The sequence below is a fragment of the Sporosarcina sp. FSL K6-1508 genome (assembly GCF_038007465.1).
Lineage (GTDB): Bacteria > Bacillota > Bacilli > Bacillales_A > Planococcaceae > Sporosarcina > Sporosarcina psychrophila_B.
The window spans coordinates 4,559,308-4,582,270 of the sequence record NZ_JBBOXF010000001.1 but is presented as its reverse complement, the minus strand read 5'-3'; the positions used below and the strand labels follow the sequence as shown (position 1 = coordinate 4,582,270).

21 protein-coding genes are annotated in these 22,963 nt (G+C 37.6%); 19 read left to right on the top strand and 2 right to left on the bottom strand.

Translation table 11 applies throughout. The annotated features are described in order from the left end of the window. The 10 genes from flgK (at position 1) to hag (MKZ11_RS23300) (ending at position 9,556) form a co-directional block, all read left to right on the top strand. Positions 1–1,533, top strand: coding sequence for a flagellar hook-associated protein FlgK (gene flgK, locus MKZ11_RS23345; RefSeq protein WP_340796730.1), 1,533 nt, complete (start codon positions 1–3; stop codon positions 1,531–1,533). 18 nt (positions 1,534–1,551) lie between these two features. Continuing rightward, complete coding sequence (flgL, locus tag MKZ11_RS23340) at positions 1,552–2,427, top strand: flagellar hook-associated protein FlgL (protein WP_340796729.1); 876 nt, start codon at positions 1,552–1,554, stop codon at positions 2,425–2,427. A gap of 106 nt (positions 2,428–2,533) precedes the next feature. Continuing rightward, a complete protein-coding gene (locus MKZ11_RS23335) occupies positions 2,534–3,088 on the top strand; it encodes a DUF6470 family protein (RefSeq protein ID WP_340796728.1) in 555 nt (184 codons plus the stop codon). A gap of 163 nt (positions 3,089–3,251) precedes the next feature. Beyond that, the gene (gene fliW / locus MKZ11_RS23330) at positions 3,252–3,698 is read left to right on the top strand and encodes a flagellar assembly protein FliW (protein ID WP_340796727.1); all 447 of its coding nucleotides are present in this window, start codon (positions 3,252–3,254) and stop codon (positions 3,696–3,698) included. Position 3,699: 1 nt separating this feature from the next. Next, entirely contained in the window at positions 3,700–3,921 is a 222-nt protein-coding gene (csrA, locus tag MKZ11_RS23325) for a carbon storage regulator CsrA (protein ID WP_340796726.1), read from the top strand. Between the two features lie 152 nt (positions 3,922–4,073). Beyond that, positions 4,074–5,012: a flagellin Hag gene (gene hag / locus MKZ11_RS23320; protein ID WP_340796725.1), complete on the top strand. Its 939-nt coding sequence runs from the start codon at positions 4,074–4,076 to the stop codon at positions 5,010–5,012. A 206-nt stretch (positions 5,013–5,218) separates the two neighbouring features. Then, entirely contained in the window at positions 5,219–6,127 is a 909-nt protein-coding gene (hag, locus tag MKZ11_RS23315; protein WP_340796724.1) for a flagellin Hag, read from the top strand. A 209-nt stretch (positions 6,128–6,336) separates the two neighbouring features. Beyond that, positions 6,337–7,263, top strand: coding sequence for a flagellin Hag (gene hag, locus MKZ11_RS23310; protein ID WP_340796723.1), 927 nt, complete (start codon positions 6,337–6,339; stop codon positions 7,261–7,263). A 208-nt stretch (positions 7,264–7,471) separates the two neighbouring features. Further along, entirely contained in the window at positions 7,472–8,416 is a 945-nt protein-coding gene (gene hag, locus MKZ11_RS23305) for a flagellin Hag (protein WP_340796722.1), read from the top strand. A gap of 204 nt (positions 8,417–8,620) precedes the next feature. Beyond that, positions 8,621–9,556, top strand: coding sequence for a flagellin Hag (gene hag / locus MKZ11_RS23300; protein ID WP_340796721.1), 936 nt, complete (start codon positions 8,621–8,623; stop codon positions 9,554–9,556). Positions 9,557–9,599: 43 nt separating this feature from the next. On the opposite strand, the gene MKZ11_RS23295 is transcribed toward hag (MKZ11_RS23300), so the two are convergent. After that, positions 9,600–10,727 carry a motility associated factor glycosyltransferase family protein gene (locus MKZ11_RS23295; protein ID WP_340796720.1) on the bottom strand — a complete coding sequence of 376 codons (1,128 nt, stop codon included), beginning with the start codon at positions 10,725–10,727 and terminating at the stop codon, positions 9,600–9,602. Between the two features lie 277 nt (positions 10,728–11,004). Between MKZ11_RS23295 and MKZ11_RS23290 the strand changes: the two genes are divergently transcribed. The 7 genes from MKZ11_RS23290 to MKZ11_RS23260 all read left to right on the top strand — a co-directional run bounded on the left by MKZ11_RS23290 (position 11,005) and on the right by MKZ11_RS23260 (position 17,843). Further along, a complete protein-coding gene (locus MKZ11_RS23290; RefSeq protein ID WP_340796719.1) occupies positions 11,005–11,607 on the top strand; it encodes a hypothetical protein in 603 nt (200 codons plus the stop codon). Further along, the gene (locus MKZ11_RS23285; protein ID WP_340796718.1) at positions 11,594–13,441 is read left to right on the top strand and encodes a motility associated factor glycosyltransferase family protein; all 1,848 of its coding nucleotides are present in this window, start codon (positions 11,594–11,596) and stop codon (positions 13,439–13,441) included. Before MKZ11_RS23290 ends, MKZ11_RS23285 begins: the two co-directional genes overlap by 14 nt. Before the next feature lie 28 nt (positions 13,442–13,469). Beyond that, the gene (locus MKZ11_RS23280) at positions 13,470–14,336 is read left to right on the top strand and encodes an N-acetylneuraminate synthase family protein (protein ID WP_340796717.1); all 867 of its coding nucleotides are present in this window, start codon (positions 13,470–13,472) and stop codon (positions 14,334–14,336) included. Further along, entirely contained in the window at positions 14,333–15,547 is a 1,215-nt protein-coding gene (locus MKZ11_RS23275; protein ID WP_340796716.1) for a cytidylyltransferase domain-containing protein, read from the top strand. The genes MKZ11_RS23280 and MKZ11_RS23275 overlap by 4 nt, the downstream gene beginning before the upstream one ends. After that, on the top strand, positions 15,534–16,292 hold the full coding sequence (locus MKZ11_RS23270) for a cupin domain-containing protein (protein WP_340796715.1): 759 nt from the start codon (positions 15,534–15,536) through the stop codon (positions 16,290–16,292). Before MKZ11_RS23275 ends, MKZ11_RS23270 begins: the two co-directional genes overlap by 14 nt. Before the next feature lie 218 nt (positions 16,293–16,510). Beyond that, positions 16,511–17,161, top strand: coding sequence for a class I SAM-dependent methyltransferase (locus tag MKZ11_RS23265; protein ID WP_340796714.1), 651 nt, complete (start codon positions 16,511–16,513; stop codon positions 17,159–17,161). A gap of 37 nt (positions 17,162–17,198) precedes the next feature. Continuing rightward, positions 17,199–17,843, top strand: a complete 645-nt coding sequence (locus tag MKZ11_RS23260) for a TylF/MycF/NovP-related O-methyltransferase (RefSeq protein WP_340796713.1) — start codon at positions 17,199–17,201, stop codon at positions 17,841–17,843. A gap of 1,025 nt (positions 17,844–18,868) precedes the next feature. Here the strand turns inward: MKZ11_RS23260 and MKZ11_RS23255 are convergent. Further along, positions 18,869–19,984: an IS4 family transposase gene (locus tag MKZ11_RS23255; RefSeq protein ID WP_340796712.1), complete on the bottom strand. Its 1,116-nt coding sequence runs from the start codon at positions 19,982–19,984 to the stop codon at positions 18,869–18,871. A 278-nt stretch (positions 19,985–20,262) separates the two neighbouring features. Between MKZ11_RS23255 and MKZ11_RS23250 the strand changes: the two genes are divergently transcribed. Both MKZ11_RS23250 and MKZ11_RS23245 read left to right on the top strand, forming a co-directional pair. Further along, the gene (locus MKZ11_RS23250) at positions 20,263–21,453 is read left to right on the top strand and encodes a hypothetical protein (RefSeq protein WP_340796711.1); all 1,191 of its coding nucleotides are present in this window, start codon (positions 20,263–20,265) and stop codon (positions 21,451–21,453) included. Positions 21,454–21,489: 36 nt separating this feature from the next. Then, positions 21,490–22,932 (top strand): FkbM family methyltransferase, encoded by a 1,443-nt coding sequence (locus MKZ11_RS23245; RefSeq protein WP_340796710.1) that lies wholly within the window; start codon positions 21,490–21,492, stop codon positions 22,930–22,932. Positions 22,933–22,963: the final 31 nt, after the last annotated feature.

Genomic DNA, 22,963 nt, shown 5'->3' with positions numbered 1-22,963 from the left:
ATGTCCACATTCATGGGACTCGAAACAAGTAAACGTGGCCTGTTCACACAGCAATCCGCACTCTATACAACAGGGCACAACATCAGTAATGCCAACACACTCGGCTACTCACGCCAGCGTGTCAATATGGAAACAACAGCAGGATTCCCTGGCGTCGGTTTAAGCGCAGGCACAATGCCTGGATTCCTCGGAACCGGTGTTCAAGCTAGTTCCATCCAACGTATCCGAGACGGCTTTGTCGATCAGCAGTACAGAGGCGAATCCAACAAATTGGGCTATTGGGAAACAAGATCCAATGCAATTTCACAAATGGAAGATGTGCTTGCAGAGCCTTCTGCATATGGCCTTCAGAAATCACTCAGCGAATTTTGGTCATCCCTACAGGGGCTTGCGACAAGCCCGGAAAATGGCGGCGCGCGTGCAGTGGTTATTCAAAATGGATCTGCTGTGGCAGATTCATTCAACTACATGCATAAATCACTGACTGAAATTCAAACCAACCTAGGCAAGGAAATCGGCTTCTCGACAAAAGACATCAATTCGATTCTTGAGCAAATCGGAGATCTTAACCGTCAAATATCAGAAGTTGAACCAAACGGCTATATGCCGAACGATTTATACGACGCACGGGATATGCTGTTGGATGAACTATCAAGCTATGTACCGATTGAAACAAGCTATGAAAAATCTGGCGGCCGTGCATTGGCGATTGCCGAGGGTACCGTTACGGTGAAAATTAAAACCACTGGCGATCCAATTACAGTGGTTGCTGGAAAAGACTTTTCAAAGATATCCGTAGATGGAGCGGACATCGAAGGAAATCCAACAGGTCCAATGACAGGCTTCACTTTTACAGGTGGTCCAGCAGCTGTTAATAATATAACTATAGATAATATGCAGACAGCTGGTAAATTAAAGTCATTAGTCAATTCATTCGGATCCGCTGATGGCACTCCCGATGGGAAAGGTCTATACCCTGACATGATCGCTGAGTTAAATAAAATGGCAGCGGCATTTGCAAATGAAATGAACAAAGTGCATTCAACTGGTACTGATTTAAATGGTAATCTAGGAACTAATTTCTTCGATTCGAAAGTAACGGGGGAACCATTTACAGCAGGAAATATAATAGTTAATGAACAACTCTCGAAAGATCCGAATTTATTAGCTGCTTCAAATTCCCCAGAAGGATCGACAGAAGTCGGGAATGGTAAAAATGCTAAAAATCTCTCAGATGTCCAATTTAAAGCGATGGACGATCTCGGTAAATCAACCATCCAAACCTATTTCTCAGGCGTCGTCGGAAAACTAGGTGTCGAAGGACAACAAGCCGTAAAACTTGTGTTCAATACTGCAACATTATTGGGTGCCGTCTCCAATCGTCGGGATTCTATCAGTTCCGTCTCGCTTGATGAGGAAATGACCGACATGATTAAATTCCAACAGGCTTATAACGCTTCTGCAAGAATGATCACTGTTGTCGATGAAACACTCGACAAAATCATCAACGGAATGGGCGTCGCAGGTAGATAAGAAGGGGGAACCAATTAAATGCGTGTAACACAATCAATGTTATCCAATAATATGCTCCGCAACTTGACATCGAGCTACAATAAAATGGGTAAACTACAAGAACAATTGTCCTCTGGGAAAAAAGTGAATCGTCCATCCGACGATCCAGTCGTCGTCATGAAAGGGATGGGCTATCGCATGCAAGTGGACAAAGTCGCTCAGTATCAGAAAAATCTTGGCGAAGTGAACAATTGGCTGGACAGTTCGGACGATGCCTTGGATAACGTCGGGCAAGCATTGCACCGCGCTAAAGAACTGGTCACGAATGCAGCAAATACTGGTGCAATGACTCCAGAAGATCGGGATAAAATCAAAATCGAACTTAAGCAACTACAAGAACAAATTCAGGATCTTGCGAATACAAAAGTTGGCGACAAGTATATTTTTAGTGGAACGATGACAGATAAGCCCTTATACGATAAAGTAGCAAAGTCGTTCCCAGCGGATACGACAGCATTTGACAAAAGCATAGAAATTGAAGTGTTTGATGGAGTGAATTTGAAAGTTAATACAAATGCAACTGCTTTATTTGAAGGAATAGATGAATTGTTTAAAGTTATTACAGCCGGTGATGATGATGTTGATTTTGGAGAAGCCATTAAACAAATCGATACACAATTGGATGCTGTACTCACGAGTCGTGCCGATATCGGCGCACGTTCTAATCGTGCAGAACTGATGCACAACCGTCTCGAAATGCAAGAAGGCGCAGCCAAAAAACAACAATCGGAAAATGAAGACATCGACTACGAAAAAGTCATTACTGACATGCTTACCCAGGAAGCAATCCATAACGCGGCTCTCTCAGTAGGCGCACGCATTATCCAGCCATCACTAGTAGACTTCCTTCGTTAAATCCTAACTTAGCATAAGTGATGTCATGGTTATCTGGAATAAGCTGAATAAAATCGCAGAAAGCGTTTGGAGAACCTCCAAACGCTTTCTTTAGAAGGTGACAATAGTGAACATCCCACAATTACAAATTCAAACAACAAAGGGAATTCTCGGTCTTCAAATGACAAAACCGAGCCAAGAAATCGAGCAACCTAGAGCAACACTATCCCAACAACAACCAGCCGCCATTTTAGAAATATCCACAACAAGGCCGCAACTCTCACTCGACACAACTGAAGCGCGTGCAGATGTCGACATGAAGAGTGTATTCAGACGAAGCAATGAGTACGCACAACTGGGCAAACAAGGTGCAATGGAAGGTATCGCAAGACGGGCGCAAGAAGGACGGCAACTAGTGAAAATTGGCAACGGCGGTAACGCGATTGCAGCGATTGCCAAACAAAATACTACCCCGTCACCCGCACCACTTGGCATCCGATTCGTAGGCAACCGATCCCAAATTCAAATGGCCATCCAACCGGGAACACTTAACATCCAAGCAACACCACAAAAATCCATTAACGACGTCCAAATCAATAAACCAATCCATAACTATACACAAGGCAAAGTAACCGGACAGATGGAACAATACCCATCCATCCAAATCGATGTCAAATATTAAATGAATATACATATAGAGATGCGAGGATGTCTGCGCAACGTAAAACAGCCGCTTGGCATTCGAATGTATATACATACCTAATAAACTGGCAAATGCCGGTCTATTTTGTTTCTGACATAGGAAGTTATAAACTATCAATAACAATTTAAAAGGAGAAGATAACGTGATAATCCAAACAAAATTCCACGGCTCACTCGAAATTCAAATCGACCAAACATGGAACTTTCCAAAAGGCATCCCTGGCTTCGAAGCCGAAAAAGAATTCGCACTCCTCCCTATTGAAGACAATGATCTTTTCCAAGTACTTCAATCAACTAAAACAACTGATGTCGCACTTATCGTTGCAAACCCATACACGCTCGCAGGAGACTACTCCTTCACCGTGGATGAACCGACAATCGACCTATTAAACATCGAAAAAGAGCAAGACGTCTTTATTTTGGGAGTTTTATCCTTAAAAGAGCCATTCGAATCATCAACAATCAATCTACAAGCGCCACTTATCTTCCAAACGAAAACAAAAAAAGCGAAACAGATGATCCTGAACGATAACATATTTCCCATACGTCACCCAATCGGTTCACTAACAGCCGGGAAGGGGGGGGACTGACATGCTCGTACTATCGCGAAAAACGAACGAAACAATCCAAATCGGTGATGACATCGAGCTACGCATCTTGGAAGTGAAGGGTGACACGGTTCGAATCGGTATCGAAGCACCAAAATCTGTGGATATCCTTCGTGGGGAACTTGTCCTTTCCATCTCCCAATCAAACGCAGAAGCAACGATAGTGGACTCTACTCTATTTTCACAACTTACAAAGAAAAACTAGCTTACTACTAAAAAGGCTAAACACGACAGTTACCTATCCGATATAAGTACTGTGAGCGGTAGTAAAGAGTTCGGTCGGCCCTTCACTCCGCAAGCAACAACCAAATCCGGTTTACAAGGACGTGAACCGAACACACTCAAGGAGGAAAAATAATGATTATTAATCACAACATCGCGGCACTCAACACACACCGCCAACTAGGCATGAATAACATGAACGCTTCAAAAAACTTGGAGAAACTATCTTCAGGACTTAAAATCAACCGTGCTGGAGACGATGCGGCGGGTCTTGCAATCTCTGAAAAAATGCGTGGACAAATTCGTGGTCTAGATATGGCGGCAAAAAACTCACAAGATGGTATTTCACTTATTCAAACAGCTGAAGGCGCATTAAATGAAACACATTCCATTCTTCAACGGATGCGCGAACTTGCCGTTCAGTCATCAAATGATACAAACACAACATCCGATCGTGGTGAAATCCAAAAAGAAATGAACCAATTAACATCAGAAATCAATCGTATTGGGAATAACACAGAATTCAACACCCAGAAATTGATTAATGGTGATAAAACAGGTTCAGGCAATGCGATGAGCTTTCAGGTGGGTTCAAATAATGGACAGGCCCTAAAATTAGAAATTGCTGATATGCGTGCTGCTAGCTTAGGAATAGCAGGTGCTGCTGAAGATTCAGCCAAAGTTTCCGGATCAGCTGGTACTAGTGGTGCATCATTTGCAGCGGCTGCAGATACTGATAAGTTAACAGACGTTTCTGCTGGGGATGAATATGCGCTTGATATTACAAGTCATACAAAAGCTACAAAAGCTGTTGAAGTACTTGACATTGCAATGGCTAAAGTATCAGCTGAACGATCTAAACTTGGTTCATACCAAAACCGTTTAGAACACACAATCAATAACCTTGGAACAGCTTCCGAGAACTTGACTGCAGCGGAATCACGCATTCGTGACGTCGACATGGCGAAAGAAATGATGGACTTCACTAAGAACAACATCTTGACTCAAGCTGCACAAGCAATGTTGGCTCAAGCCAACCAACAGCCACAAGGTGTACTTCAACTTCTACGTTAATACCCTCTCTAATATAAAACACGGTCTGAGCAATTGGACCATTTTTTATTTTGAAATTTAACAAGTCTAGATAAACAATAGGTAATGATTCCCGATATAAACACTGTAAGCGACAGTAAAAAGTTCGGCCGACTTTTCACCTCGCAAGCAACAACTAAATCCGGTTCACAAGGACGTGAACCGAACACACTCAAGGAGGAAAAATAATGATTATTAATCACAACATCGCAGCGCTCAACACACACCGCCAACTAGGCATGAATAACATGAACGCTTCAAAAAACTTGGAGAAACTATCTTCAGGACTTAAAATCAACCGTGCTGGAGACGATGCGGCGGGTCTTGCAATCTCTGAAAAAATGCGTGGACAAATTCGTGGTCTAGATATGGCGGCAAAAAACTCACAAGACGGAATTTCACTTATTCAAACAGCCGAGGGAGCATTGAATGAAACACATTCCATCCTTCAACGGATGCGCGAACTTGCGGTTCAATCTTCAAACGATACAAACACAACATCAGATCGCGGTGAAATTCAAAAGGAAATGAACCAGCTTACATCTGAAATTAACCGTATTGGAAACAATACAGAATTCAACACGCAAAAACTAATTAATGGTGATAAGGACAGTGCGACAAGTGGTGCAGCATTGAGCTTCCAAGTAGGTTCAAATAATGGTCAATCATTGAAATTGGAAATCGCAGATATGAGGGCCAGTGCATTAGGGATTTCAAGTACTAGTGGTACTGCCTTTACAACTGGATCTGGAAATACATTGACTGATAGTAGTGATGCTGCGGTATCAGAATACGCTTTAGATATTTCTACTCATGCGAAAGCAACTGCTGCAATCGAAGTGCTTGACGATGCAATGGCTAAAGTATCGTCTGAACGTTCTAAACTCGGTTCATACCAAAACCGCTTAGAACACACAATCAACAACCTTGGAACAGCTTCTGAGAACTTGACTGCAGCGGAATCGCGCATTCGTGACGTCGACATGGCGAAAGAAATGATGGACTTCACTAAGAACAACATCTTGACTCAAGCGGCACAAGCAATGTTGGCTCAAGCCAACCAACAGCCACAAGGCGTACTTCAACTTCTACGTTAATATAATATTTAACATAAAACACGGTCCGAGCAATTGACCGTGTTTTTGTTTTGAAATCTTAACAAGTTTTGCTAAACAATAGGTAATGATTCCCGATATAAACACTGTAAGCGACAGTGAAAAGTTCGGCCGACTTTTCACCTCGTAAGCAACAACCAAATCCGGTTCACAAGGACGTGAACCGAACACACTCAAGGAGGAAAAAAATAATGATAATTAATCACAATATCGCAGCACTTAACACACACCGCCAACTAGGCATGAACAACACGAACGCTTCAAAAAACTTGGAGAAACTATCTTCAGGACTTAAAATCAACCGTGCTGGAGACGATGCGGCGGGCCTTGCAATCTCTGAAAAAATGCGTGGACAAATTCGCGGTCTAGATATGGCGGCAAAAAACTCACAAGACGGAATTTCACTTATTCAAACAGCCGAGGGAGCATTGAATGAAACACATTCCATCCTTCAACGGATGCGCGAACTTGCGGTTCAATCTTCAAACGATACGAACACAACTTCAGATCGCGGCGAAATTCAAAAAGAAATGAACCAGCTGACATCTGAAATCAACCGTATTGGGAATAATACAGAATTTAATACTCAGAAATTGATTAATGGAGACAAATCAACAGCTTCTGGCGTTATGAGCTTCCAAGTAGGTTCTAACAATGGACAAGCTTTAGAACTCAATATTTCTGATATGAGGGCAGTTAAATTAGGTATTGCACATGTTACAGCATCAACAGCTGGAACAGTTAGTGGCTCGGCTTTCGCAGCGGGATCTGGAAATGTCTTGACTGATACAAGTGCTGGTACTGGAACTGAGTTTGCGTTAGATATATCTACTCATGCAAGTGCTACAGCTGCAATCGAAGTACTTGACAAAGCAATGGCAACAGTATCAGCTGAACGTTCTAAACTCGGTTCATACCAAAACCGTTTAGAACACACAATCAACAACCTTGGAACAGCATCCGAGAACTTGACAGCAGCAGAATCACGTATTCGTGACGTCGACATGGCGAAAGAAATGATGGACTTCACTAAGAACAATATCTTGACTCAAGCAGCTCAAGCAATGTTGGCTCAAGCCAACCAACAGCCACAAGGTGTACTTCAACTTCTACGTTAATACTATCATTAATATATAACACGGTCCGAGTAATCGGCCGTGTTTTTGTTTTGAAATCTAACAAATCTAGCTAAACAATAGGTAATGATTCCCGATATAAACACAGTAAGCGACAGTGAAGAGTTCGGCCGACTACTCACTCCGCAATCAAATAACAAATTTGGTTCACAAGGACGTGGACTGAACACACTCAAGGAGGAAAACAACAATGATTATCAATCATAACATCGCGGCACTCAACACACACCGCCAACTAGGTATGAATAACACAAACGCTTCAAAAAACTTGGAGAAATTATCTTCAGGACTTAAAATTAACCGCGCTGGCGACGATGCAGCGGGTCTTGCAATCTCTGAAAAAATGCGTGGACAAATTCGTGGTTTAGATATGGCAGCGAAAAACTCACAGGATGGTATTTCACTCATCCAAACAGCTGAAGGTGCGTTGAACGAAACACACTCGATTCTTCAAAGAATGCGTGAACTTGCGGTTCAATCTTCAAACGACACAAACACAACATCAGATCGTGGTGAAATTCAAAAAGAAATGAATCAGCTTACGTCAGAAATCAACCGTATTGGAAACAACACAGAATTCAATACACAGAAATTAATTAACGGAAATAAAGACACTGCAACAAGTGGTGCAGCACTGAGCTTCCAAGTAGGTTCAAATAACGGTCAAGCTCTGAAATTGGAAATCTCAGATATGCGTGCAAAAGCATTGGGGATTGCAGGTACTTCAGGGGGATCGGCTACAATAAGTGGATCTACAACAACTACGGATGCTAAATTTGCTAGTACAGCTGCTAATAAACTGACGGACACTAGTGCGTCTGGTGCCGAATATGCGTTAGATATTTCTACGCACGACAAAGCGACTCAAGCTGTTGAGATACTCGACAAAGCAATGGCAACAGTATCAGCTGAGCGTTCTAAACTCGGTTCATACCAAAACCGTTTAGAACACACTATCAATAACCTTGGAACAGCTTCCGAGAACTTGACTGCAGCGGAATCACGCATTCGTGACGTCGACATGGCGAAAGAAATGATGGACTTCACTAAGAACAACATCTTGACTCAAGCAGCTCAAGCAATGTTGGCTCAAGCCAACCAACAGCCGCAAGGCGTACTTCAACTTCTACGTTAAAAACTATAAAACAAAACACGGTCCGAGAAGTCGGCCGTGTTTTTGTTTTGAAATCTAACAAGTTTAGCTAAACAATAGGTAATGATTCCCGATATAAACACTGTAAGCGACAGTGAAGAGTTCGGCCGACTTCTCACTCCGCAATCAAAAAACAAATCTGGTTCACAAGGACGTGAACCGAACAAACTCAAGGAGGAAAATACAATGATTATTAATCATAACATCGCGGCACTCAACACACACCGCCAACTAGGTATGAACAACACGAACGCTTCAAAAAACTTGGAGAAACTATCTTCAGGACTTAAAATCAACCGTGCAGGAGACGATGCAGCAGGTCTTGCAATCTCCGAAAAAATGCGTGGCCAAATCCGTGGTCTAGATATGGCAGCAAAAAACTCACAAGATGGTATTTCACTTATTCAAACAGCTGAAGGTGCATTGAACGAAACACACTCGATTCTTCAAAGAATGCGTGAACTTGCTGTTCAGTCATCAAACGATACAAACACGACATCAGATCGTGGGGAAATTCAAAAAGAAATGAACCAATTGACATCGGAAATCAACCGTATTGGAAACAACACCGAGTTTAATACGCAAAAGTTGATTAATGGAGACAAAACTACAAGTGGTGGAACTGGCGGTAATGGAGCTGCACTAAATTTCCAAGTAGGTTCAAATAACGGACAATCATTAGAGCTTCAAATTGCCGATATGCGGGCTGCAAAATTGGGAATTGCAGGTGGTGCCGGGGCCAATGCAACTTCAGGAGCGAAGTTTGTAATTGCAAGCGGTAACGACTCGCTTACGGATGTAAGCTCAGGAACTGAATATGCTTTGGATATTTCAACTCACGATTTAGCAACAAAAGCAATTCAGGTACTCGACAAAGCAATGGCAACAGTATCAGCAGAACGTTCCAAACTCGGATCATATCAAAACCGTTTAGAACACACAATAAATAACCTTGGAACAGCTTCCGAGAACTTGACTGCAGCAGAATCACGTATTCGTGACGTCGACATGGCGAAAGAAATGATGGACTTCACTAAAAACAATATCTTGACTCAAGCAGCTCAAGCAATGTTGGCTCAAGCCAACCAACAGCCACAAGGTGTACTCCAACTTCTACGTTAATAGCAACAACAAAACGCGGCCAGGAAACTACAGCCGCGTTTTGTTATGTGTATTTAAGATGCTGATTTTGTAAACTAATATGCACCCAGTTGTGAATATATGCCCCACCTTCAGTGCAATTGTAAAGTTGTAGATGCGGATGCTCCTTCGCATAGTTTTCAAACCATTTCCGATAAATATTTAAATTATTTGCTGTATACACCTCTCCGGTTTGACCATAATTCATCACTTTTTTTGCATTTTGAGTCTCTTTAATTTCTTTTTGTGCATGAGTTTCATTCGCATGACTTTTTCCATCTGTATACGCTAAGTCTTGTCCGACGAGTGCGATGGATTCTGCACCTAGGTAAACCATTAAATCGAGTAATGCAGTCGCAACGGATCCACCAGTTTGAATTAAGGGATCTTTTTTCTTAGGTGCCATTTTTTCTGCTTCCCCATAACCATCTTGCCACAATATTCGCCTGGGTCCATTATGCAACATAATGGTATCATGATAAGCAGTACTTAAATAAAACAATACAGTTTTGGGAAGTGCAAGATCAGTTAATTGATTATAGGTTGCTTGGTTAGGATCAATGATTGCAAAGAAGTCCGGAATAATTCCGAATTTAACCAATGGTTTTACCGCAGTTCCGACAGCTCCGATAATAAATTTTTTTTCATCGTTTATTTTTTTTAATAAAGGTAATTGCTTATCAAGCGATGGACCGGCGGAAACTAAAATCATTGGCTTTCCCTTGTATTTATTTTGTAACTTTCCAATACCTTTGTCATTCAGAAGCACATTTTTCTCGAAATTCGTATTCATATTTCCTATTTGGTTCATAATCGAGTTTTTCTGAAGTTTAATATCTTCTAATACTGCTTTCACACTCTCATATTCATCCGGCAAAATATCCAATCCATTTTTATGAATCAATAAATTCGTAGAGCTGACAGAGGAAAAAATACTTTCTTTCATGGTTGGCGAAAGACAACTAAATTGTTTTATGGACACATTTTCAAGGATTACAATATGTGCATAAAAAGAACTATTTTTAAACCACTTAAAAAAAGTATCATTAAATTCAATAACAGTGATAAGTTTATTGGGCATAACCTTCGCTAACGCACGTATATGATAGCCTGCGCCAAGTCCAACTATGACAATCTCTTCTTGGTCTTTCAAATATTTAAGCGAGTTCTCACTCCAAACGGCCGCTTCGTGTAATGGATCATACTTACTATGGAAAACAGCACATTTCCCGTTCAAATCGACTTTAATTGTTGGAACGGTTCTTGTCTCGACAATTGATATTTTCACGTCCATCCCTCCATAACTATTGTAATACATAAGTAGTCTTGAATAAATGAAGTAAAGAACATAATTCATTTGAACAATGCCGATTTCAACCGATATAATAGAAGGATAGAGTAAATACATATAAAACTTTGGGGGAACATATATGAAACTCCTTTTTAATGAACAAGTAATCGAATTGGGACAAACACTATTGGTAGAAGAAGTGTTAGAAAAAATTAATGCCTTTTTACAAGATGATTTCTACTTCAGTCATTTCATTGTAGATGGGAAAGAAGTATTCGAAGATCCAGAAGCATTCCTAAATATGAATTCAACGGCAATTGAATCGCTTGAAATCATTTCTGTATCTGCGAAAGAGTTTATAAACAATCTTTTATTATCTGCGGAAGAATATACTAAACGTGCTGTTCCACATATCACAACGTTAGCTGATGAATTTTACAACAATCCTTCGCCATCTAGTTGGGCCGAATTAGGTGAGTTATTCGAGGGTATCCAATGGCTGTCCACAATGATTGAAACCGTTGAAAAATCGGTCGTACGCCCATCCAATTGGAGCGAAGTACTTACACCCACTTTGGCAATGCAAAATGAACTTAAAAACTTTGAAGAGGCGCTTAAGAATACAGATACCATTCTGATTGCCGACATGCTCCACTATGAGATACTCCCTGTCTTCGAAGCACTCGCGGCAGAAATGAAAATAACAATCGACACCGAGGGAACACGTCATGATCTTAATTGACAACCGAAATGTCTTGCGGATAAAAAACAGAGAACTGTTAAACAGGTTAACGGAAATTGAGAACAACATACCGGCTGGCAACGTTATTGTGGAACAAGCGAAGACCGGTGTCCCGACGCTTAAAATAGCACTCGATGGAAAAACACAATATCTTCACAGTAAATATGATCCTGAAAAAGATGCAGAACGTCTTGTTAGTAAGTATGAAACTCTGAAATACAACCATGTCCTCTTCGTCGGAGCAGGTCTTGGCTATCATATTAAAAAGTTTATGGAAGCACATCCAGACACAAAGTTCTCAATTTATGAACCTAATGAGGAAATACTCCTGGCATACCTGGCTAATGTGAAACTACATGCATTGCCACTCCATAATCTGACACGAATATTTACCGGAACAAACAATGCTGACATAACAAATGACTTAGGGCACCTGCTTGGATTATCTAAAGGGAAACTACAAATTATCACACTCCCATTTCACGAAAATATATACAGTGGGCAAATTAATACAATTATGAAGAAAGTTCTTGAATCACTTAAAGAAAAAAGAAGTGCTATCGCAACAGATGCTTCATTCCAAAAACGATGGACAATCAACTCCATCAAAAACTTCCCAACCGTTTTAAAAACACCGAATATCCTACATGACATCGACAAAAGTGCATTCGAAGGAAAACCAGCTATCATCGTCGCGGCAGGTCCTTCATTGAACGAGGAATTTGAGAATTTACGTTATATAAAAGAGAATGGACTGGCTTATATCTTCTCTGTAGGATCGGCGATTAATGCATTGATTGAGCATGGAATTTATCCGGATGCGGCTTGTACGTATGATCCTACTGAGCGAAATCAACTCGTTATGCAGAAAATTAAAGATGAAAATATTACTGATATTCCGTTAGTTTTCGGAAGTTCTGTGGGGTATGAGACACTTGAAGAGTATCCTGGAAAGATGATGCACATGATCACAAGTCAAGACACGGTTTCCCCGCAGTTATTGGACACAACTGAATCTATTGGTATTGTTTTAGATGCACCTTCAATCGCAGTCGTAACTCTACAATTACTTATGCAACTTGGCAATAATCCAATAGTATTGGCAGGACAGAACTTAGGATTTAAAGACAATAAAAGATATGCATCGGGGATTGAATACGACTCTGTTGAAAATGAATTGAATGAAGAAGAAAAAAAAGAAGCATTTACGATAAAAGATGTGCATGGAAATGACATAAAAACGAATGATGGATATAATCGAATGCGTCAGCAACTTGAAATGCATATCGGTGCGAATAGGCATATTGAAGTGATTAATACAACAAAAGTCGGTGCTCAAATCGAGGGTACTTCGTTTAAAGACTTAGATGATCTAATAAATGAAAAGTTCATAGTCAAGACTGTTTTGCAAGGATGGAGTAATAACGTAAATACTTACAATATGGATTATACAGAAGAACGTCTACAATTACTTAAGCGTGAAGAAAAAAATTGTAGGAAGCTCTTGCAAAGTTCACTGGATGAGTTACAAACTATACAAGTGGCTTTGCAAAAGAAACAATCGGGAATTATGGAGAAACGTTTCGCCGCATTCGATAAGCAATTTACTAAATTAAAGCGGAATTCTTTTTACGTTGGTTTCATTGAACCAATGGTCAGAGTGCAAAATGAACATCTTTCAGAAAAAAGTCAGTCTATCAGATACGAACCAGATGTCTTGAAGAAAGCAGAAGTCGTTGTTCGTTTATTCCACGCATTTTTGTACGAAATTCATCGCCATCATGAAGCTGTTTTTCCGTACTTTGAAGAAATGAAGTTGCGAATTGGAAAATAAAAAAACAGATATACGAGGAGAGTATAAAATGAAATCAAAAGTAATTGTTGAAGTTGGCTGTAATCATAAAGGTGATATGAAAATTGCGAAACAATTGATTAATATAGCCGCGGTTTACTGTAATGCCGATGTAGTTAAGTTTCAAAAGCGTAACAATAAAGAGTTATTGTCTGAAGAACAATATAACGCCCCTCATCCAAATTCTGCAAACTCATATGGGAATACTTATGGTGAACATAGAGAGTTTCTAGAGTTGTCACTTGAACAGCATAAAGAGTTGAAAAAGTATTGCGAGGAATTCGGAATTACATACAGCACATCTGTGTGGGACTTAACCTCTGCTAAAGAAATAGCATCGCTAAAACCAAAACTAATAAAAATACCTTCTGCAATGAATAATCATTACGAGATGCTTGGTTGGCTCTGCGACAATTACGCTGGAGAAATTCATGTTTCCACAGGGATGACGAATTATAATGAAATTGATGAACTAATTCAGTTTTTTGTAGAAAAAGATAGAAATAAAGATGTTGTCCTATACAACTGTACTTCCGGGTATCCAGTTCCATATAAAGATATTTGTTTGAAAGAAATCACACGATTACTAAATAAATACAAAGATATCGTTAAATCAATTGGCTTTTCGGGACATCATCTTGGAACGGCAGTTGATATTGCGGCTTATACACTTGGAGCTGAATGGGTTGAGAGACATTTTACGTTAGATAGAACTTGGAAAGGAACAGATCATTCAGCATCTCTCGAGCCTGAAGAAATGAAAACTTTAATTACTAATCTCAGAAATGTAGAGGATGCTCTTAAATTCAAGGAGGAAGAAATCCTTGAAATTGAAAAAGTACAAAGAGAAAAGCTGAAATATCGTGAGCAACAATGAAAAATGAAAAGAAGAAAGTAATTGCATTTATACCTGTCCGTGGTGGTAGTAAGTCTATTCCATTAAAAAATATAAAAAAAATGAATGGTCGCCCACTAGTTTATTGGGCAATAGATGCAGCATTGCAATGTGAACATATAGATGAAGTTTATGTAAGTACTGATAGTATTGAAATTGAAAACTCTATCTCTTGCTATGATAAAAATCATAATGGCAAGTTGAAATGTGTTAAACGTAGTCCTGAAAATGCAACGGATACATCGACTACAGAATCTGTATTAATGGAGTTTGTAAAAGAAGTCAAGTCTAATGAAATAGTATTGATCCAAGCTACTAGCCCTCTTCTACAAGCGAAAGATTTAGACGCGGCCTTTAAAAAGTTTTATTTGAATAACTTCGATAGTTTATTGTCACTCGTTAGACAAAAAAGATTTGTATGGAGGGAAAATAATAACGAAACAGTTCACCCAGTAAACTATAAAGTAGAGTCCAGGTTGAGAAGACAAGATTTTGACGGTTATTTGGTGGAAAATGGTGCCTTTTACATTTCAAAATATGATGCTGTAATAGAATCTAGATTAAGAATATCAGGTGAAATTGGTCATTACGAAATGCCAGAGGAAACATATGTGGAAATTGATGAACCAGAAGATTGGCTAATTGTTGAAGAAATCCTTAGAAAAAGAGTAACACAGACGTCAAAAAAAACAATATTGAAACCAGGAAAAATAAAATTATTTGCAACAGATTGTGATGGCGTTTTAACTGACGCAGGAATGTACTATTCAGACGCAGGCGACATGTTGAAAAAATTCAACACTAAGGATGGAATGGGCCTTTCTATGCTGAAAAACAATAATATAATTTTAGCAATTCTTACTGGAGAAAATACTGAAATAGTTAAAAAAAGGGCAGAAAAATTAGGTATTAAAGAGGTTTATTTAGGCTGTAAAGATAAAGTAGCTGCAATGGATAAATTGTTAGACAAGTATAATTTAAGTTATGAAAATGTAGCTTATATCGGTGATGATATTAATGATTTAGAACTATTGAAAAAAGTAGGCTATTCATTTTCTGTTGCCGATGCTATGCAAATCGTAAAAGACTCTGTAGATTATGTGACTTTGCGAAGGGGAGGAGAAGGAGCAGTCAGAGAAGTAGCTGATCTATTACTATTAAAAGATGGACGTGATAATAATGAATTTAACTAAATATACTTTACATGAAAATGCGACAATATTGGAAGCCTTGAAACAAATCGAACTGAACAAAAAAGGGTTTGTTATCCTCATAAATACTAATGAGGTTGTAAAAGGAACATTGACGGATGGGGATATTAGAAGATCGCTATTAAAGGGGAAAGGACTCTCTTCTTTTGCTTGTGAAGCTTTATCTGGTGAGTTTTCATTTATTAATGTAAATGATTCATTTGATAAAATAATAGGTTTTTTCAAGAAATCTAAAATCGGGTTTTTACCAATTGTTGATAAAGAAGGAAAGTTAGTTAATGTGTTGACCAAAGTTCAGCTACATACGGCACTACTTGAAGGGCTAGAATGGGATTGTAGATATGATTTTTCTTTGTTAGACGGACATACAATTGATCATGAAATTTACAATCGACCATGGGGATATTATAAAACTGTTTTCCTAAGTGACTACTCAAGAGCGAAAATCATTCAAGTCAATCCAGGTGAGGAACTCAGTCTTCAAGAGCATAAAAAGCGCGAGGAGCACTGGGTAATTGTAAAAGGTGAGGGAGTAATGACAATTGGGGAAAGCGTAAGGGACGTGAATGAGGGATCGTATATTTATATTCCTAAGGGGTGTAAACATAGAGTTTCGAACAATTCACAATCAATCCCCTTGATGATTTCAGAAGTACAGTTAGGTAGTTATTTTGGTGAAGATGATGTTATACGATATGAAGATAAATACGGAAGGTTGGATTCGTGAATATGGATAATCATAATCATAATCATACAAAGTGCTATCTATGTGGGTCAAATAATCTTAGAGTGAGGCATGATAGAGTAAAAGACTCTAATCAAATAAAGGTTTTAGAATGTAATAATTGCAATCTGGTTTTTCTATCATCATTCGAACATATTAATGATAAGTTTTATGAAGAATCAGGTATGCTCTCCGGAAAAATTAACATTAATGAATATCGGGTGAATTCGCTACGGGATGATAAGCGGAGAGCAAGTTATATTGAAGATAACGTCATCAATAAAACTATGCTAGATTTTGGATGTGGCGGCGGAGGATTACTTCATTTATTGAAAGAGAAAACAAATGGAATAGCCGGTCTTGAACTTGATAAAACATTACATAAAATGATTAATGACGAAGGTATTACGTGTTATCAAGGACTAAATGACATTGAAGAGAAATTTGATTATATTACAATGTTCCATGTATTGGAACATTTATCGAATCCTGTCGGAGTATTAAATGAATTAAAGAAGTATTTAGCGCCAAGTGGAAAAATAATAATTGAGGTACCAAATTCGGATGATGCGTTATTAACACTTTATAATAATGAGGCGTTTGCAAACTTTACATACTGGAGTTGTCATTTGTTCTTATTCAATGCATCAACATTGCTTGAGTTGTTCAAGCAAGCGGGATATCGGGTCAATTATATAAAACAAGTGCAGAGGTATCCATTAAGCAACCATTTGTATTGGCAATCGAATCAGTTACCAGGCGGCCATAATGAATGGAACTTCTTAAACAATCCCTTATTGGAGAAAGCATATGAAGGTCAACTCGCGGCTATCGGTAAATGTGATACTTTACTTGCAGAGATAACATTGTAATTAGTGAATTTTAAAAAAGAAAGTAGGAATAGATAGTATGAATAATATATTTGAAATTGAAAATGAGTATTATCAGAAATGTAGTAATGATAGAATCTCAAAATTAATTGCACATTATGAGTTATATAAAATGTCGGAAGAAGTAGCGGGGAATATTGTTGAAGCGGGAGTATTTAAAGGTGGTTCTTTGATTCGATTTGCTACATTCAGGGAAATACTTGGTGCTGCATTTACTAAGAAAATCATAGCTTTCGATTCTTTTGGTGATTTTCCGGAGACAGATTATGAAGAAGATAAAAAACATCGTGAAAGTTTCATTAAAGCAGCAGGTACTGACAGTTTAACGAAAAGTGAAATTAATGAAATAATTAAATTGAAAAAGTTTGGTGGGGAAATAGAATTAGTTAAAGGGGATATACGAAATACTGTACCAGAGTATGTAAATGAGCATCCTGAATTACGAATATCATTATTACATATTGATGTTGATGTTTATGAACCAACCAAAGTATTATTAGAGGAATTATATTCAAAAGTTGTTAAAGGTGGAATCGTAATTTTGGATGATTATGGTGTATTTCCTGGGGAAACACAGGCAGTGGATGAGTTTTTTAAAGATCAATATTTGGAAATTAAAAAGTTTTCGTTTGCTGCAACGCCTTGCTATTTTGTTAAAAAGTAATAGTTACTACATAGGCAGGGCCTAATAAAAGGGGAATTGTCCGGACAGGGCTAGAATAAAAGAAGATAGTACTTCGCGGTCCTGTTTTCGAAGGGTGAAAATGATGTTGCAGATTCGCACAAATTACTTAGCGCCCTCGCCTACGCGGAAAAATCCTTGGATTTTTTTACTTTCATTATTGGAATCTCTCGTTACGGACAATATCAATGGTTGGATTCGGTGTGGTTGCAAAGGAATTTATGCTGGATCAATCTAAAGATATCACTGGTAAGGCTTACGTTGCTTAGTCTATGGATGAAAGTATAAATATTTATACCGAACTGAAATCAGTGAACGCCGGAACTAGTTTATAAAATAATTCAGGGTTATTTTATATGTAGGTACCTTAGTCTATGGAACTCCTTTAAGTTGGGAGCTGTTGTAGGGGGAATAATCTTGAAACGTTGACTTAGATCCATTACTTAAATTAATTGATAGAGATAATATTACGGTGCTCGTTGGTATATTATAGCCGCCGTTTTTAACGAAGAATTCAAGAGTAGAAAAGTCTGAACTACTTTTAGATCTTAATGAAGGCTAAATTGCAATATTAAATGCGATAAGTAATGTGAATTTTAAACAACTATTTGAATCTAATTTCGGAATATCTTGAAATGAATGGATTGTTAGGTGTTCAATAATGTCTTATTGAGCAATTGATAATAGTTTAGGCACCTATTATGTGTCACCAAACTAGTCGTTTTTGTCAAAGTCAAAATAGAATATATACCAGTTCATTACATAGCTGAATATTACAAGGGGCAAGGATTTGATGGCGAAATATATTAAATTGGTAATAACCCTGATGGACAAAAAAATGTCTTTTAAATCCTGAAGTTCACTAGTGTTGCATAAACGTAGACTGAATTTTAGTCCCATTATTAATAATATTTTTTCAAAAAAGGTAAATACCCTAATAGAGGTAGCGCTGTCCATTTGGTAGTTTTATACAGAAGTGCGAGGGCGACAGATAAAAGGATTATTCCTTACGGAACATCGGTGTTCTCAAAACGTCGCAGCCAATGCCGCGCCTCTTTCCAAATCATCGCCGTTAACCAGCGTGTAATTTGAAGAAGCGTCTTTTTACTTTTAGTTTCGGCTTGAACCAAAACAGTCAAACAGTACGTGATTAACGCAAGATAGATTTGATTTTTCACAGCGTTTTCGCTCATCCCATAAAAATGTTTGATTTTCACATGTTGTTTAATCCATTTGAAGAACAGTTCAATTGCCCAGCGAGAACGATAGATTTTGCTAATTTCATCCGCAGAAATATCAAATCGATTTGTAATCAGACGCATTTCTTTTCCCCGGCTATCTGTAACAGTCACGATACGAAAGAGGTTCCGCGTCTGATTTTTAGCAGTTCCTATAAGAACCGCTTTATCAGCTAACACGGTATTTCCTTCTAAAAGGTCCAACTCTTTTACGATGTGAATAACCGCATTTTTCTTAAGTCTACACACAAAGAAAAGGCCGTCATCCGTAAAGGAATCGAAGCGCTTATAATCGACGTACCCACGGTCAAAGACGTACATGGCCTCTTTATCATCTACGAGGATTTCAAGCTGATTCCGATCATGTTCCTTCGCATTTGTCATAACTTCCTTGTCTGGATAATGTGAACCATCATCGTTGAATACAAGTCGCAAATGAAGTTTATAGCCTGATTTGGTCTTTCGGAATGTTGCCCATTTAAAATGATTGAGGTTTAGGGGAATCGTTGTCGAGTCGATTATTTTCAGCACCATTTTTGTTTTTGGTGGTTGAAAACGCGTATTCAATTGGCTCGCAAGATTCAAGAACAGACTCGACAGGATTGCCGGATCTACTTCATTGTTTTTTCTAGATAACTGAGAAACGCTGATTGAAGTAAAGCCTAAGGTATTTTGGAGACCTTCGTCTGCAAGTTCAGCTTCCATCGCATACAGGCTCTCTTTTTTATTCAAGTGCGAATAAAGCATCAATAGAATAAAGGATTGTGTAGTCAATTTTTTCGTATAATGATCCTGCTTAAAAAAGTCAACATCCATCTTAATTTTATCAAAATTAATGGGTCCAACCCATTTACCAAATGAAGTTTTTAGTGTATTCTTGTCCATGAGTGAGTCCTTAATATTGGATTTGGACAGGAACTACCTGTACAGACCATAATAAAGGATTTTTTGTTTGGTTTTCTTTTGATTCTTGAAGATTACGCGTATTTTTAATATTCCGTGGATATTAATGCGACACTAGTGCCTGAAGTTATAACAATTAAGTTCGTGAATCTTTTGGAAGTAATTAGGAGTTGTGTGAATTAAGAGTGATATTTCTCTGATTATGATTACTTATATCAAGCTTGAAACTAAAAAGCATTAAAAACTAAAGGAGTGAAAAAATGAAAATACTTATATTCAAAGGATCTAGTAGGTATGACGTATTGAGCACCTACTCACTAATAGCAACTACAGAATTGAGGAAGTTAGGTGCAAATGCCGTAACTGTTGAAATGAATCTAATGAATTCTAATGACTATTTACGGCTTATTGAAAAATTTAAACCAGATCTAACACTTGGTTTTAATCCTGTGACCTATTTTTATGAAGACGAAAAAAACCATATTATGAAAACGGGCATTCCACATGTTTTAAGGATAGGGGATCACCCATTTTATCATTTGAATAATCGAGCAATGCTTAATCCGAATCATCCTAAATTGTTAACACTTTCAACTGAAAAGTTTTTTGAGCAAGCATTTGAAACTAATAAAGTTACGAGATATAAACGGATAACTACGTTGCCAGGTTTGAATGTCTCCAAGCAAGTTAAATTTAACGATAAGACCATTCCACTTTGTTATTTCGGAACATATCATTCCGTGGACCAAATTATTTTGGACATGCAAAACCAATTTAAAGAAAACCCCATAATATTAAAAGTTCTGATGGATTTTTGTGGGGATTTGAATTATTTATTGATTAATAATAAAAAGTATATACAAAATCCAATTGAACTATTGTTAGAACAATATATTCGAGACAGTCTAAAATTAGATGGCGAATCAATTGACAAAGTAGTGAAATTAGCATTCGTGCATGTTGATCTTTTTCATCGAAATCTAACAAGAAAATTAGCTTTAATAGAAATTGCGGAGAGTGGAGTAGAAATGTATACATTTAGTGCGCCGGAACTGCAAAATGTACTGGGGCATTATCCTAACGTCAGATTTTTCAATCCAGTCAGTTACTTAGAGTCTTTACATATCATATCACAGAGCAAGGCAAATATTAATATAACGCCAATGTTTACAAGTCTACATGAACGTATACCTAATTCATTTTTAAATAACAGTATTTTATTTTCAAACAAGATGGTTGATTTTATGGAAAGCAATAAAGAACTTAGTGAAGGAAGTGTCTTTTTTGATCAAGATACGATAAGTGATTCAGTGAATCATTTAAATTCCATTATAAATAACGAAAATATTTTTAATGATCTAACAGAACAAAACTATATACTAGCGCAAAAGAAGTTTACTTTTAAGCAAGAGCTAACCATGTTGGAACAATGTTTGAAAAATGATTTTTAAATTTAATTATTAAAAACAAATAAAGTGGTGAATCCAATGAAAGTAACTGAAGAATATGTGCGGAAAATGATGAATAATAACGAGGAGCAACAAGTTTATTCATTAATTAAGGATCATAAAGCAGAAATGGAAGTTAATCAAAAACTATATAATATGCTAGGTATAATTTCTTATAATCAAAAAGACATATCTAATGCTAATTATTTCTTTGCTATGTCATTACTTATGAATATTGATAATATCGATGATCTTATCAATTCAGGTATAATAAGATTTATTGAAAATGAGTTGGATGAATCTATTGATTTTTTTACACAAGCTAAAAAATTATCAAATGATCAACAATTGAATAATCAAGTTAATCAATACTTGATTGAAATAATGCGTAAGAAACAAAATGGTGTGACATATAAACGTAAAATTACAGTTACATTTTTAGAAGAATTATTAAATGAGTTAATAAATAACATGAGTAATCAAAATTTCAACGATATAGATTTGGACAGATATAATAAAAATGAAGCAAATACAGTACTTAATAATGGAAGCATTAATTATGATGTGGCCTATCAGATTGCGCAGTATATTGAAGGAATTTCATTTTTATATGAAAACTTAGGCGATGAACAATCCAAAGAAACTCTCAAAGGAATTTTATCGTACCGTATTCTTGGACATTTAAGGGTGAAATTAAATCTAAATAACTCATTATATTGGTCAGAGAGGAAGTATATTAAAGATTTGAAAGACAGTGAAGAGAAAATAGCGGTAGGATTTAAAGGCTGGGAACTAGAACATTATGATTTAAGCAGTTTAGGCTATCCAATAAAGATGTTTTATCTTCCGATGGGTATTCATGCAACTTTTGTTAGAAAACAATATGAGCACACTGAAGTGAAAGTTGAAAAAGATGATTATGTAATCGATGCAGGGGGATGTTATGGGGATACGGCGCTATTTTTTGCGGAGGAAGTTGGTCCCCGTGGGAAAGTATTCACATTCGAATTCATCAAAAGTAATTTAGAAATAATGAAAAGGAATATAGATATTAATCCTGCCGTTTCATCTACTATTACTATTGTTAGTCATCCTCTCTGGAGTATTTCAGGAAATGAGTTATTTTATATAGACAATGGCCCGGGAAGTAGTCTAAGTGAACAACCAATTAGTCGGAATAAGACAACAACTATTTCTATTGATGATTTTGTTGTTGAAAATTCAGTAGCTAAAATCGACTTTATTAAAATGGATATTGAAGGAGCGGAGTTGAACGCGTTAAAAGGAGCAGAAAAAACGATATTAAAGTTCAGACCTAAAATGGCAATCTCAATTTATCACAAAATAGAAGACTTTTCAGAAATTCATAAATATATAGATGGTCTAAATTGTGACTACAGTTTTTATCTCGACCACTTTACGACGTTTGCCGAGGAAACAATTCTTTACGCGAAACCTAATAAGCGCCCTATATTATTATGAATGCTTAGTACAATCTATTTAGTTTAAATAA

Excerpts from the sequence above, each read along its gene's own strand:
- flgK (WP_340796730.1), top strand. The coding sequence starts at position 1 with ATGTCCACATTCATGGGACTCGAAACAAGTAAACGTGGCCTGTTCACA.
- flgL (WP_340796729.1), top strand. The coding sequence starts at position 1,552 with ATGCGTGTAACACAATCAATGTTATCCAATAATATGCTCCGCAACTTG.
- csrA (WP_340796726.1), top strand. The coding sequence starts at position 3,700 with ATGCTCGTACTATCGCGAAAAACGAACGAAACAATCCAAATCGGTGAT.
- hag (WP_340796725.1), top strand. The coding sequence starts at position 4,074 with ATGATTATTAATCACAACATCGCGGCACTCAACACACACCGCCAACTA.
- hag (WP_340796724.1), top strand. The coding sequence starts at position 5,219 with ATGATTATTAATCACAACATCGCAGCGCTCAACACACACCGCCAACTA.
- hag (WP_340796723.1), top strand. The coding sequence starts at position 6,337 with ATGATAATTAATCACAATATCGCAGCACTTAACACACACCGCCAACTA.
- hag (WP_340796722.1), top strand. The coding sequence starts at position 7,472 with ATGATTATCAATCATAACATCGCGGCACTCAACACACACCGCCAACTA.
- hag (WP_340796721.1), top strand. The coding sequence starts at position 8,621 with ATGATTATTAATCATAACATCGCGGCACTCAACACACACCGCCAACTA.
- MKZ11_RS23290 (WP_340796719.1), top strand. The coding sequence starts at position 11,005 with ATGAAACTCCTTTTTAATGAACAAGTAATCGAATTGGGACAAACACTA.
- MKZ11_RS23285 (WP_340796718.1), top strand. The coding sequence starts at position 11,594 with ATGATCTTAATTGACAACCGAAATGTCTTGCGGATAAAAAACAGAGAA.
- MKZ11_RS23280 (WP_340796717.1), top strand. The coding sequence starts at position 13,470 with ATGAAATCAAAAGTAATTGTTGAAGTTGGCTGTAATCATAAAGGTGAT.
- MKZ11_RS23275 (WP_340796716.1), top strand. The coding sequence starts at position 14,333 with ATGAAAAATGAAAAGAAGAAAGTAATTGCATTTATACCTGTCCGTGGT.
- MKZ11_RS23270 (WP_340796715.1), top strand. The coding sequence starts at position 15,534 with ATGAATTTAACTAAATATACTTTACATGAAAATGCGACAATATTGGAA.
- MKZ11_RS23260 (WP_340796713.1), top strand. The coding sequence starts at position 17,199 with ATGAATAATATATTTGAAATTGAAAATGAGTATTATCAGAAATGTAGT.
- MKZ11_RS23255 (WP_340796712.1), bottom strand. The coding sequence starts at position 19,984 with ATGGACAAGAATACACTAAAAACTTCATTTGGTAAATGGGTTGGACCC.
- MKZ11_RS23250 (WP_340796711.1), top strand. The coding sequence starts at position 20,263 with ATGAAAATACTTATATTCAAAGGATCTAGTAGGTATGACGTATTGAGC.
- MKZ11_RS23245 (WP_340796710.1), top strand. The coding sequence starts at position 21,490 with ATGAAAGTAACTGAAGAATATGTGCGGAAAATGATGAATAATAACGAG.